Origin of the sequence: Sphingomonas aurantiaca (assembly GCF_003050705.1) — a bacterium.
Lineage (GTDB): Bacteria > Pseudomonadota > Alphaproteobacteria > Sphingomonadales > Sphingomonadaceae > Sphingomonas > Sphingomonas aurantiaca.
Window position 1 is genome coordinate 337,632 of the sequence record NZ_QAOG01000002.1, and the last position, 13,076, is coordinate 350,707.

At 61.6% G+C, this 13,076-nt stretch carries 10 protein-coding genes and 1 pseudogene; 4 read left to right on the forward strand and 7 right to left on the reverse strand.

Annotated elements, in window-relative coordinates; all coding sequences use genetic code 11:
- Positions 1–28: 28 nt before the first annotated feature.
- Positions 29–257 (forward strand): annotated as a pseudogene (locus tag C8J26_RS20830) (IS5 family transposase); the annotation flags it as partial.
- A gap of 35 nt (positions 258–292) precedes the next feature.
- Here the strand turns inward: C8J26_RS20830 and C8J26_RS06975 are convergent.
- Genes C8J26_RS06975 through C8J26_RS20840 form a run of 3 tightly spaced genes read right to left on the reverse strand, consistent with a single transcriptional unit; the run spans position 293 to position 2,805 of the window.
- Positions 293–1,495, reverse strand: a complete 1,203-nt coding sequence (locus C8J26_RS06975; protein WP_107957285.1) for a tyrosine-type recombinase/integrase — start codon at positions 1,493–1,495, stop codon at positions 293–295.
- Positions 1,492–1,701 (reverse strand): tyrosine-type recombinase/integrase, encoded by a 210-nt coding sequence (locus C8J26_RS20835; RefSeq protein ID WP_279628934.1) that lies wholly within the window; start codon positions 1,699–1,701, stop codon positions 1,492–1,494. Before C8J26_RS20835 ends, C8J26_RS06975 begins: the two co-directional genes overlap by 4 nt.
- Before the next feature lie 3 nt (positions 1,702–1,704).
- Positions 1,705–2,805, reverse strand: coding sequence for a tyrosine-type recombinase/integrase (locus tag C8J26_RS20840; RefSeq protein WP_341871497.1), 1,101 nt, complete (start codon positions 2,803–2,805; stop codon positions 1,705–1,707).
- Positions 2,806–3,014: 209 nt separating this feature from the next.
- On the opposite strand from C8J26_RS20840, the gene C8J26_RS06985 reads away from it, so the two are divergent.
- Entirely contained in the window at positions 3,015–4,340 is a 1,326-nt protein-coding gene (locus C8J26_RS06985) for an FAD-dependent monooxygenase (protein WP_107957286.1), read from the forward strand.
- A 359-nt stretch (positions 4,341–4,699) separates the two neighbouring features.
- On the opposite strand, the gene C8J26_RS06990 is transcribed toward C8J26_RS06985, so the two are convergent.
- The 3 genes from C8J26_RS06990 to C8J26_RS07000 all read right to left on the reverse strand — a co-directional run bounded on the left by C8J26_RS06990 (position 4,700) and on the right by C8J26_RS07000 (position 9,110).
- The gene (locus tag C8J26_RS06990; RefSeq protein ID WP_107957287.1) at positions 4,700–7,711 is read right to left on the reverse strand and encodes a DEAD/DEAH box helicase; all 3,012 of its coding nucleotides are present in this window, start codon (positions 7,709–7,711) and stop codon (positions 4,700–4,702) included.
- Between the two features lie 2 nt (positions 7,712–7,713).
- The gene (locus C8J26_RS06995) at positions 7,714–7,938 is read right to left on the reverse strand and encodes a YodC family protein (protein ID WP_107957288.1); all 225 of its coding nucleotides are present in this window, start codon (positions 7,936–7,938) and stop codon (positions 7,714–7,716) included.
- 308 nt (positions 7,939–8,246) lie between these two features.
- Positions 8,247–9,110, reverse strand: a complete 864-nt coding sequence (locus C8J26_RS07000) for an aldo/keto reductase family oxidoreductase (protein WP_107957289.1) — start codon at positions 9,108–9,110, stop codon at positions 8,247–8,249.
- A gap of 84 nt (positions 9,111–9,194) precedes the next feature.
- Here C8J26_RS07000 and C8J26_RS07005 point away from each other — a divergent pair, with 84 nt between their 5' ends.
- Both C8J26_RS07005 and C8J26_RS07010 read left to right on the forward strand, forming a co-directional pair.
- The gene (locus tag C8J26_RS07005; protein WP_107957290.1) at positions 9,195–10,124 is read left to right on the forward strand and encodes a LysR family transcriptional regulator; all 930 of its coding nucleotides are present in this window, start codon (positions 9,195–9,197) and stop codon (positions 10,122–10,124) included.
- A gap of 123 nt (positions 10,125–10,247) precedes the next feature.
- The gene (locus C8J26_RS07010) at positions 10,248–10,526 is read left to right on the forward strand and encodes a hypothetical protein (RefSeq protein WP_107957291.1); all 279 of its coding nucleotides are present in this window, start codon (positions 10,248–10,250) and stop codon (positions 10,524–10,526) included.
- 303 nt (positions 10,527–10,829) lie between these two features.
- Here the strand turns inward: C8J26_RS07010 and C8J26_RS07015 are convergent, their stop codons facing one another.
- Positions 10,830–13,001, reverse strand: coding sequence for a TonB-dependent siderophore receptor (locus C8J26_RS07015; RefSeq protein ID WP_107957292.1), 2,172 nt, complete (start codon positions 12,999–13,001; stop codon positions 10,830–10,832).
- Positions 13,002–13,076: the final 75 nt, after the last annotated feature.

The window sequence follows — 13,076 nt, forward strand, 5'->3', positions numbered from 1 at the left end:
CAATCGCCTGCAACCTTGATCACGGCGGTTCTGGGATGCCTTGCAGGCGAAGGGCATCCCGCCTTGCATCTCAGGCCGGGAGGTCCTGACTAGAGCCTATCAAGTACGATAAGCACCCCTACAGGTGCGTAACCGTATCGAGATTATGTCCGGACGGCTGAAGGACTGGTCCCGCGTTTCAACCGACTACGATAGGTCCCCCGACGGTCTTCTTGTCCGCCATAGCCTTCGCTGCCACCGTCATATTCTGGCTTTGATCGGCGATTTCACCATACCTCAGTAGCTGGTAGGATCAGGCGATCATACGCTCGATCGCTGTTCCGATTTGTTCCGCTGCACCGAGGACATGATTGTCATCGAGGTGCGCATAGCGCGAGGTCGATTGAGTGTTGCGGTGTCCGAGCAAGCGACCAATCATCGGCAGCGTTTCCCTATTCTTCGCCGCATGACTCGCGAACGTGTGCCGAAGATCATGAACTCGAACCCCCGGCAGCCCAGCTCGGTTGCGGATCGACGGCCAGTGATTGCCGATGCGCAGTACCGGCTTGCACAGCACCGGGTTCCAAAACAGCCACGCCACGCCCCGCTGGCGTGGCAGGGCGGCGATCACCGCACGGGCTTGATCACCCAGCCAAACGGTACGTGGCCCTGTCTTACTATCGCGCAGCTTCAGCCGGTTGCCCTTGACGTCCGACCATTGCAGGCTGGCCACCTCGCCCGAACGACACCCCGTCAACAGCAAGAGGGTCACCGCCGACGCGACAACCGCCTTCAGCTTGTCCTCTCCGGCTTGATCCTCTGCCAGCACTTTGCCCAGCCGCTCTAGCTCAGCGGATGACAGAAAGCGCTCGCAACGGTACTTCCGGTTAGGACGAACGGTCCGGCATGGATTGGTGTTCTCAAGACGATAGCCCCAGCTTTCTGCCTTTGTCAGCATGTTGACGAGGATGGTCAGGCAGCGGTTGGCAGCCCCCGGTCCGGTCTCGTCATTAAGCGCGGCGAACCACTGGGTGACATGAGCCTCGTTCAACTCGTCGATGAAGATGCTAGGGAAGGCATGGTCGAGATAGAGCCGGCGGTACACGCCGTGCGTCGCAAGGGTCGAAGCCTTCCACTGCGCAGACCAGCGCCGCCAATATTCGTCGACGAAATTGCCGAAGCGTGGCGCGGAGCGGATGCGGGCGCGATCGGTCGCCGGGTCATGACCGACCTGTGCATAGGCGATCACGCGCCGTGCAATCGTCAGCGCCTGATGCTGGCTAATGATCGTGCTCGGTGCGATCGTTATCGTGCGGAGGCGCCCAGCCATGCGGGTCTGGACGATGTAGACCTCGCGCCCAGTGGGGTAGAGACGCAAACCAAAGCCGCGCTCATGCTCGAACCAGGTCGTCGACCGAGCCTTGGTGTCGGATCGATAGGGATATGGATATTCAAAGGATATCCCAACTTCGGCCAACGATCCGCGCACGATCCTTTTGAGTGCCAGCGCGGTCATGCCCGCAGCCCCATCGCTTGAGCCAGCGCGCCAGAGACCCGCTGTGCGGCATCCCCAATGACGTCGTCTGCAAGGTGCGCGTACCGGGCGGTGGTCTCCGGCAGCACGTGACCAAGCAGTTTGCCGATCGTAGCGAGGGGGACGTTGTCCATAATAGCGGTGGATGCGAAGCTGTGCCGCAGGTCATGAATGCGAAGGTCTGGCATCGATCACCGCTGACGCAGTGCCGTCCACCAGCTGACGACGGCGACAGGCGCTTTGCCGGTTCTGTCTGGGAACACCAGAGAGAAATCCTCACGGCGGGGCAAGGCGTCCAGAATGGCCATCGCCTGACTGTTCAGCCAGATAGTCTTCGCGCCTGTCTTGCTATCGGGCAACGCCAGACCAGGCGGTTGCACCCACGCCCAACGTAGGTCGCGGATCTCTCCGACCCGCGCGCCCGTGTAGAGCAGCAGCCTGACGATCGCGACCTGCGCCGGGTGGGTTGCTTCCGCGTCCCGAAGCGCCGCGCCCAGTCGGCGATATTCCAGCGGCGAAAGAAAGCGCTCCTTTGGCTCGCGGGGGTAGCGGGGGAGACCCCGACAAGGGTTCGAACCCTTGCGCCGGAAATGGAGCGCCTCGGCATATTTCAGGAGACTGGCCAGCACCGGCACCGCCCGATTGAAACGGGTTTCGGCGCACCCCGCACAATCGTCACGCCAGCGGATCACATCGGCTGGCAACACCTCGGCGACCCGCGTTCCGCCAAAGACCGGTGCGAGGTCGCGCCGCCATGCATCATGGTTGCGCTTGGCGGTCGAAGGCTTCCAGTAACGGGCAATGTCGTCCCAGTAGGTTTCGACATAGGCAGACAACGTCGGTGTGGCCTTCACCGACCTATGCTTGGGCAAGCCGTCCAGCGCCACCTCGGCCAACAGACGGCGCGCCTGGGCACGCGCAAGGGTTGCGTCCACGTCCTCGACCCGTCCGATCGTAACGCGGCGCTGCTTACCGCGATGACGAAGCCGCACTGTCCAGAAAGCGTGTCCGCTTGGTCGGATACGGAGGCCGAACCCGGCAAGTTCCGCGTCCCAGATGACATATTCCGCAGGGCGGGCAGGATGGCTTTTGCGAGCAAAATTACCGTCCAGTAGTGCCCGTTTTTCAGCTCTGGAGCCATTGGGGACCAAATGGCCATCAGAAGGGGCCAAATCAGGTTCGCAACCGACTAAAAACGTTGATTTTTTGGGGACCAAATGGCCATCGCCAGGCCCCAAACTGCAAGCCGCTATTGAGCGACGCACCATTGATTTTGCTAGCTTTTTTTCCATTCTGCAAGCGTAGCTTGCGTAAGGTGTGCTCTACGCGAGCACGCTGTTGAACGAACATCCGGTATCGACAATGGGCAGGGCCGGCTTAAATGCCCGGTTATGGGTCCTCGTGATGCCGCCGGCTTCGCCGTGCGCGCATGTTAGCTACGTAGGTTCTAAGGGCGATTTATCCGCCGTCGTTCGTTGGGCAGACGAGGAGTAGCACATTCATGTCCCGTCGTGTCCTGATCACCGGCGCCAGCGTCGCCGGCAACACCGTCGCCTGGTGGCTTGGGCGTGCTGGCTTTGACGTTACCGTGGTCGAACGAGAGTCGGGCTTTCGCGATGGCGGCCAGAACATCGACGTGCGTGGAGTCGGCCGCGAGGTGCTTCGCCGAATGGGACTGGAGCAGACCGCGCTGGAGCAGGGCACCGGCGAGGAGGGGACGGCGTGGGTCGAGGAGGACGGCACGATTGTCGCCCAGTTCCTCACCGCCGACACGGGCACCGACGGACCCACCGCTGAGATGGAGATCCTGCGAGGCGATCTGGCTCGCCTGCTCTACGAGCCGGCGAAGGACCATGCGACCTACCGGTTCGGCGACAGCATCGCGGATATTGCGCAGGATGATGACGGCGCGACCGTCAAGTTCGCTGGGGGCATCACCGAGCGATACGAGTTGGTCATTGTCGCCGAGGGCATCGGGTCGCAGACCCGGGAGCTAGTCTTCCCGGGTGAGAACGCGCCGCGCTGGATGGATCTGACGATCGCCTACTTCACCATTCCGCGACAGCCGGAAGACGATCGCCTGTGGCGCTGGTACAATGCACCCGGCGGCCGCAGCGTGTCGCTCCGCCCCGATCGGCACGGTACCGCCCGTGCGATGCTGTCGGTTCAGCAGCCCCCGAAGGGCGAGCAGGATTGGGATGTCGAGCGCCAGAAGGCGGGGCTGCGCGAGCGCTTTGCCAATGCGGGCTGGCAAAGTGCGCGCGTGCTGGCCGGCATGGAAACGACCGACGACTTCTACTTCGACGTCCTTCGCCAGGTGCGGATGCCGCGCTGGTCGAAGGGGCATGTCGTGCTGACCGGCGACGCCGCTTGGTGCGCGACACCGATCGCCGGCTACGGCACGACCCTGGCGGTCACTGGCGCCTATGTGCTGGCCCAAGAACTGATCCGCTCGACCGAAGTGCTCGCGGCGCTGGCGGCCTATGAGCAGGCGATGCGGCCGATGGTCGAGGATGCACAGGGCGTACCCAAGATCGCGCCGCGGCTGGCCAACCCGCACAGCCAGCTCGGCATCCGGCTGCTCCACGGCGTTCTCAACTTGGCGAGCCGCCCCGCAGTGCGCGGCGTCGCCAGCAAGCTGTTCGGCGGCCGCTCGAAGGACGTCGACCTGTCACGCTACGACGCTCCGGCTTCCAAAGCGCCAACGATCGCCGCGGACGGGTTCCAGCCGAACCGCCTATTGCCGTTGCTCGGGCTCGCCGCTGGGCTCGGCGTCGCGACCCTGCTTGTCGCGCGCAGCCGTCGTGACGGTCGGGCGGCAGGGTGATCAACCGGGTCACGGTTTGACACGACGGCGACTGCCCCTTCTGCCAGCGCGAGATCGCGCTGACGCGCGGGCTCGACACGCGTCGGGCCATCACGTTCGCCGTCGATACCCGTTGATCGGTACCTGACCGGCGACGCAACCGTCTAATTTTTGGAGCATTCGGCGCCTCGGGTCTTGGATCCGGACGGCTGAACGGATGTCTGCTTTCGGAGACACGATAAGAGGCGCTGAATGTCGCCTTGTGGGTCTTCAAAACGGCGGAGTAGCCGGTCTGCAATGCGCCCCAAATGTGGTCCTTCGCCGCCATCATCATCGATACCGAGAATTCATAGGGCTGCTAATTGTTGCGCTTCCCGCGGTCATGCAGCCCCTTCTAGCGCCGGTTGAAGTGCCCGGTGAAAGGCATCACCTCGCCGCCCGATGATGGCTGTCAATTGGGCCGCATTCAGCGCCAGAATAGCATCTTTGTCGCGATGCCCGGCTCGATAGAGCGACAGAATTTCACCGCGTGTAAGAGGGAACGAAACGGCGGACATAGGAAGCGCATCAGCGGGGAGACCAAGGTCGAGTCGGGTTAGCAGCAGGGCCGCCGCTTCCTGATCGTCTGCCCGGTCAAGAACGATGGCCGCGATCCGTAACGCAGAGTCCAAGAGAAAGCGTGAGCCATCTGCAAATCCCCGGATGTCTCCGTGCCCAACGCGCGAAAAGGCATTTGATGAGTAGCGAGCTTCGATATCGGTCGTCGGCTCACCCGCGATCCAATCGCTTACAATCAACGCGCGCTTACAGCGTCCATAGAAGGCAACATCGCTATCGGCTCGATGGCTCAAGGAGCGAGCAATGTTGAAACCGAACCGCGCCCCCGCTTCTTGCTGCCAGCGGGGCTCCCCGTTCTTACCACTTTGGGGCGTGTAATCTTCGTCACGCTCTGGAAGGCACTCGATCAAAACAAGAAGATTTTCGAGCGTCGCATCGCCTGGCTCGATGCGGCGCAATAGCTCAACGAGTCGCATTGCGGATTCTAGACTGAGCGGCGATTCACCGCAGGCACGGCCTAACATCGTAAGCCGCAGGTTATCGCCCTCTTGGTCAATCAAACCATCCGCGATCATCCGGTTGATGAGGCGCTCCAGATTTTCGCCCATCTGAACCCGCCAGCCTGGATTCTGGAGCGCAGCGAGATAGCCTCCATAAGTGTTTGCTACCAAATCTATGACCGCCTCACGCGGCACGTCGCGAACCTGCGCGAGCAAACGGATAACCCAAGTGCCGGGCTGATTGGGATTAAACGAGGACGTAATCGCTTCAGGCTGACCCTGCACATACTGCCTGAAGAGCTGGTTTCGCTCCATTGGCGTATCGGCGAGAATGATTGATTTACCCTCAGCCTCAAATCCGAGGCGGCCTGCACGTCCAGCCATGTTTTTATACTGCCCCACCGTGTAAGGCGTGCGTACTCGGCCCGGGAAATCGGTTTCGGCGATGATGACTGTCGATGCCGGGGTGTTCACCCCCGCCGCGACGGTGCTGGTAGCCACAAGGACTTTGATGCTGCCGTTGTGGCCGCGAAAGCCTCTCTCGACAGCCACGCGCTCGTCTCTTGTCAAATCGCCATTGTGAAAGGCGACGCCGCCTGCGAGGGCCCGACGAAGGCGTTCGGACATAGCTGACGGATCGCCTTCGGGGAGCGCGTCGAGAACGTCTTGCGCGGCATCGAGCCCCAGTTCGTTGGCAAGATATTCCGCACACCCACTTGCCGGTCCGCGCGCGTTTCTGAACACGATGACTTTCTCGCCCCTAGCGACAAGCTGCTGTACCAACGGAACGATGACGTCTTGCGAAGATGGCTTTGGCCTACGCTGTTGAATCCGGTGGCGCTCGATAAACTGAACCGTTTCCGCGCCGCCCGGTCCCGCCCTTGTCAACGCGCCGCTCCGGTCCAACGCGCCCTCAACTAGGGGGACGGGGCGTTCATTCGTTTGCAGCAACGCACAATCAAGCCAGCGGTCAAAATTATTGGTGTGGCCGATAACGGCGCTTAAGGTGATAACCTGCGGGCTCACACCGCGCTGTCGCGCGCTGACCAAGCTGGTCAGGAGCAGTTCTACCACCATTCCACGTCCAGGCTCGGTGATAAATTGCGCTTCATCGAGCACCACAAGCCCAATTTGGTTGAGGATATGCGTGGACGAAACCGAAAGGCTTAGAAACTTTTCGTAGGTGAAGAATGCAATGTCGTATTTTCCGCGCAGGACTTCCCCGACCTGATCTTGCCAGTCTCCGCTACACCGCGCGATACGAAGACCAAGACGTCCTCCGTAAAGGGCGGAAAAGTCCTCAAATTTCTCGTTTACAAGCGCCTTATACGGCAGCAAGAAAACGGCCTTCTTACCATCGGCGATAGCTTTTAGCGCCGCCAGTTCGCCCACAAAGGTTTTGCCTGCGCTGGTTGGCGCGACGACCATAAGCGATTGACCGCTGAGAATGCCTCTATCGTTGACCGCCGCGATTTGGAGGGCGTTGAGCCCACCCGGAAAACGCTCATGCCAGGCGTCGATGGCTTCTTCGGGAATGCCAGCTTGGCTCAGTTCACGGATATCTCCGGTGGTTTGCAGGTTGCCATACTCCGGAAATGCGGCCCTGTAGCGGTCGCCGATACGACCGGGCGGCAACATCAGATCGCCCTGAGTTTGACCGAACATGGTTGGCGATTGTTCGTAGCCGAAGCGTCCCGCATCAGCCCCAACCAGGCGGGTGACGCGATCAACGATCTCCAGCACGCCGATCGGCACTTCAGCCGCTAGCAGGGTGTCGATGATGGCCTTCGTGAAAAGGCCATGCCGCGTCTGCGGATCTTCCAACGCTTCCTGCTCGGCAGAGGACGCGGCGAAAAGTATCCTGCCCTGACCAGCCACCTCCACTAGGGGAAACGCGATGCCGTTTCGAGGCACGAGCCCGACATCGAGGACACGTGCAGGAGCGCCCCCACTGAAACAGCAATCGAGCAGGAGGATTACGGCGCGCGCGCGGGTGTCGCGAAAACGCTGCGCCAGTTCATCCATCCCTAACGTTGTGCCAGGAATATCGGCAACGCTTGTATCATGCAGAACAAGTCGATGGTCGGGAGTTCCATGACCAGCGAAGCCAAGGATGACTACATCAGTTTCGTCGGCAGCACCGAGCGTCGCATCCATCGCCGCGCGCACGGCTTCCAACGTAGCATTTTCGTTCGTTATGAGCTGCGGGTCTAAGCCCTGAATGGAATCCGACATAATCGCCCACAGGGCGGTTGCGTCACGTGCCGCGCCTGTGAGGTCTCCCACGAAAGGGTCGCTATGTCGGTCGATCCCGAAGAAGGCCGCCCGCATCATGCTCAGGCCCTCGAAACGCTAAAGCTACCACCATAGGACGGGGAAGATTTTTCCAACGACGTCGGGCGGAATGTCGCCTGTTGCCGTGCTTGGCGGCTCCCAACTTTTTCAAACCAGACGCACCAGACGGTGTCCTCGCCCGTCATGCCCGCCTTGCCGACTTGTTCGACAGTCATGAGGGGCCCCCCGGACTTCAACTGAACAGTATCACCAGGCTCGAAGTTCATAATTCCCTTCAGGTTCGTGCTTTGTTCAATTGTTATCTTAAACCGAAAGCGCCGGCTAGTTGCGTTGAGAGGTATTCCACAGCTTTTGATTTTTGCAGGTCGTTAGCTGCCGGTCGGCCGGAGACATGCGAACGGCGGCTAAGGTCATTCGGGTGTCTGAAGCAGCCAGTCCGCTCCCGGCCCAGTTTCAGCCGAAATCAGAGTATGAATAAATGGCCGGTTTTGGGGAGCTGGAAGGTCGCCTCGAATGACGACTCATGGGTCAAGGCGGTGCAGGGCGCAGCAGTGTGCTACTACGCCCTCCTGTATCAGCCGATAGCGTCGAGTTCGGCGACGGCCTCGTCGGGCAGCGTCAGCGATGCCGCGGCAAGGTTCTCGTGCAGGTGCGCCACCGACGAGGTGCCGGGGATCAGCAGGATGTTGGGCGCGCGTTGCAAGAGCCAGGCAAGCGCCACCTGCATCGGCGTCGCGCTCAGCCGTTCCGCAACATGGGAAAGCGCCGACGACTGGAGTGGGCTGAACCCGCCGAGTGGAAAGAAGGGGACATAGGCGATGCCCTTAGTTGCCAGCATGTCGATGAGGGCATCGTCTCCGCGATGGGCGAGGTTGTACTGGTTCTGGACCCCGACGATCTCCGCAATGTCGCGGGCTTCCTCGAACTGGGCGAGCGTGATGTTGCTGAGGCCGATATGCCGCACTAGCCCCTGGCGTTGCAGATCCGCGATTGCCTTCAGCGGCGCGGCCAGCGATCCTTCCGCCGGGCCGTGCACGTCGAACATCAGGCGAAGGTTTACGACGTCGAGCGTCTCCAGCCCAAGGTTCGCGAGATTGTCCTCGACCGCGCGCGCGAGCTCGTCCGGTTCGAACGCCGGCAGCCACGATGCATCCTCGCCGCGGCGCGCGCCGATCTTGGTGACGATCAACAGGTCGTCCGGGTAGGGCGACAGCGCCTCTCGAATCAGCCGATTGGTGACGTGCGGGCCGTAGAAGTCGCTCGTGTCGATATGGTTCACGCCTGCCGCGATCGCGGCGCGCAGCACCGCCAGCGCTTGGTCGGGATCGTGCGGCGGACCGAACACGCCGGGTCCGGCCAACTGCATCGCGCCATAGCCGAGCCGCTTCACGCTGCGCCCGGCCAGCGAATAGGTACCTGCTTCGTCAATCATCGTCATCTCCTGTGCTGGAACGGAGATACGGCTTGCGGATCGTGCGGATAAGCCAGAGGGATCCGCACGGGTTGTACGGAAAATCGAACGATGAAAGCCGAGCTTGCCGATCTCAACGCGTTCCTTACAGTTGCGCGGGCGCGCGGGTTCCGCGAAGCCGCCCGTGCGGTCGGATCAAGCGCTTCGACGCTCAGCGAAGCTGTCCGGCGCCTGGAAGCGCAACTGGGCGTCCGCCTGCTCCACCGCACTACGCGCAGCGTCACGCCGACGGAGGTAGGCACGCGGCTAATCGAGCGTTTGACGCCTGCTTTGGGCGAGGTGGAAGCGGCGCTAGAGGTGGTAAACCTGTTCCGCGAGTGCCCGGCGGGGACACTGCGCCTCAACGTGCCGGTGAGCGCGGCGCGGCTGGTGCTGCCAGCAATCCTGTCCGGCTTCCTCGCTGCCTATCCTGACATCCAGGTCGAGATCATCGCCGAGGACGGCTTCGTGGACATGGTGGCATCGGGCTGCGACGCAGGCATCCGCTATGACGAGCGGCTTGAGCAGGACATGATCGCAGTACCGATCGGACCGCGGGTGCAACGCTTCGCGACCGCCGCGTCACCGGCGTATCTGGACGCGCATGGTCGCCCGAGCCATCCGCGCGACCTGCTCACGCATGCCTGTTTGCGTGGCAGGTTCACTAGCGGCGCGCTGACCAGTCCATGGGAGTTCGAGCGCAAAGGCGAGATCGTACGAGTTGAGCCGCAGGGTCCGTTGATCGCCAGCGTCGCCGGCGCGGCGGATCTGCTGGTCGACGTAGCAATTGGAAGCGGCGGGATCGTCTCCCTGTTCGAAGACTGGCTTCGGCCGGCGATGGAAAGCGGAGCGTTGGAACCGGTACTGCCGGACTGGTGGCAGGCATTCTCAGGACCGTTCCTCTATTATTCAGGCCGCCGCCTGGTGCCGCCGCCGCTGCGCGCGTTCGTCGACTTCATTCGCAGCCAGGACGCAGCCGCTGGTGAATGCCCGACTAAATGAACAGATGTCCGTTCCTGGGGAGCTGCTTTGTGCGTCTGAATGGCTGATTCTGGGAATTGCCAGCTGTAAAGCGGACCAGCAGCTAGCGCCCACTAGCGAACATCGCAACGTGCTGGCATCCTCATGAAGATGATGGAAGCTGCACGCCTGAAACGCGCTCGCCGACGCCTGCGGGGCTACTTCTTCGGTAGCGGCATCATACTGGCGTTTCTCTACATACTGGTTGCTGCCTTCATCGTCCGCTTGGTCGGCGTAGAACTGACTCGATTCTGGTCCACAGCGCTGATCGTGGCAGCCGTGCTTCTTGGGGGGAGTTATGGGATCGTACTGTTCAGTTCTATCGGCATTCACATCGTTCGCCGCCTGCTAAAACGACAGCCGATCATGGACGCCGAGGATTAGATCGGAAAGGCAGCTAGCCACCGGTTTCGGTTATACAAGCGGCTCGACTAAACGCCCAAAAACTGCCGTCCAACCCGATGAACGAATGTCCGAAAGTGGGGGGCAGGGAAGGGCACTTGAATGTCCACTTGTGGGTCAACCGCGAGGGGCATAGTAATGAACGAGGGCAACACGTTGAAGTCGCGCTCTGGGCCGATGGATGCAGTCACGTGCTCATCTCGGTTGAATCACTGGTTGCGTAGCGCTGCATGCGTGAGATTTTCAAGCCTAGGCCCACGTGGCACGTCCACCCCACGCAGCTCCTCAATATCGCACGCTGATGGTACCCAGCACCGAACGCGGTGCGCCATAATAACCGCCGTCGAAATTGGTTGCGGTCAGGTATTTGGTGTTGGTGACGTTGCGTAGGTTTACTGCAGCCGAAATGTTCGGCGTGATGCCGTACGCTGCCAGCAGGTCGAGTAGCGCATAATTTCCCTGCCGGCCCAGCCCGGTCGGCGAGATGATCCGGCTCTGATACTGCGCGCTGGCGCCCAGCTTGAGGGCGGGCAGCATCGGCAGCGTATAGCTGAGATTGAGCCGCCCGGTGTTGCGCGCGACATAACGCCGCACCGGATTGCCCTCCGGGTCCTCGATCCGCATTACCGTATATCCGCCCGTCATCTGAAGGCCAGGCGCGAGCTGCCCGCCGACATCGATCTCCACGCCTTCCGACCGCGCATCGATCCCGACATAATAGGTGCGGGTGACGTTGTTCTCGGTCACGATGCCCGCCGCTTCGGCGGTATTGTCCTGCCGCGTCTTGAATACCGCGACCGTCGCGTTCAGCCGACCGGCGAACCAGTCGCCCTTGATCCCGAGTTCGAGGTTCTCGCCCTCGATCGGATCGATGATGCGGTTGTTGATGTCGAGCAGCTGGTTCTGCGGATTGAAGATCGTCGCGTAGCTGCCGTAGAGGCTGAGGTTGCTCGTCACGTTGACCGTAGCGCCGGCGAACGGCAGGAACCGCGTCGCGTCAAAATCGGTGTTGCCGCCGTAGGAAAAGCCCGTGCTCTTGGCATGCGTCACGTTGCCACCGAACATCACCTTCACCGCGTCGCCGGGATTGAACCGGATGAGACCATAGGCGGTCTCGCGCCGTGTGTGGGTATTCTGGCTCGACGCAGGGTCGCTCGAAAACGTCGTGGGGAAGTTGGGCAGCGAGAAATTTCCCGCGAACAGGTCGGGATAGGGCAGGTAGGTCCCGATCGTGCTGTTGTCGTAGCTCGACTGCTGGACATAGTCTTGCGCGCTGCGGTTCACGCCGATGTTGATCTCGTGCTCACGCCCCAGGAACGTCACCGGGCCGGCGATGTACGCCTCCATCGTGAGGTTGCGCGTGGTTGCGCGGAACTTGCCCGGATAGCTCTGGATCCCGATCTGGAGCCCGGTTGCCGGATCTATGCCGATGCCGTCGGCGTCGTTTCGCAGCGGGTTGCCGTAGACATAGAACAGCGTGTTGTTCTCGTCGGTTGCACGGCGGATCGCGCTCGCACGCGCAACCCAGCCATTGCCGAACCGGTGCGTGATGTCGCCGAAGATCTGGCGGTCGATCACGTTCCAGCTCGACCATTCGGGCGCGACGTTCGACGAGCGCGCGAAGTTCAACGGCGTCCCGTCGCTGTAGGTGAGCGGGATCGCACCCCACATCGCGCCGCGGCTTTTATGGTCCTGATGACCATAGCCCGCGCTGACCGTCGTGCTGGCACCAAGGTCCGCCTCGACGATACCGTAGCCGACCCAGCGACGAAGACCATAGCGGTCGAGATAGCTGTCGCCGTCCTGATACGCCCCGACTGCACGCGCCCGGATGCTGCCGTCCTTGGTGATCGGCACGCTGACGTCGGCCTCGCCGCGATACTGGTCGAACGAGCCATATTGCCCGCTCGCGCGCACCTGCAGATCCTTGGTAGGACGCTTGCGGATGAAGTTCACCACGGCGGACGGGTTGCCGGTCGACGAGAGCAGGCCGGGGGCACCGCGGACGACCTCGATGTGATCGTAGAAGGCGGTATCGATCGAACCGGTCTGGATGCCGAACGCGAACGGAACGCCGATGCCGTCAACCTGGAACGTCTGGATGTCGAAGCCGCGTGCGGAGAAATACACTCGGTCGGTCTCGCCAGCTTGCACGTTCACGCCGGGAACCGTGCCAAGCAGCGTATTGACGTCATTAAGCTGGAAATCCTCGATCTGCGCGCGCGTGACGACGCTGACCGACTGCGGCGTCTCGCGGAGCGTCAGGTTGAGCCGCGTTGCGGTCGTTTGCCCGGGGATCGTATAGTCGCTGCTGCCTTCAGTACGTGCGCCAGTTACGACAATCTCGTCCGCGGATTGGCGGGCCTGAAGCGCGGCCTCGGCCCCGGGATCTGGCAGCGTAACGGGCGAAGCGTCAAGATTGGCCGTGGTCATGAGAACGGCGAGTAAGGCAGTCATTCGTATCCCCCAGAGATGTCTTGCGGTCTCTTGAGGTCAAATATGCACTAATGCAAGTCGTTATCATTAAGCGCG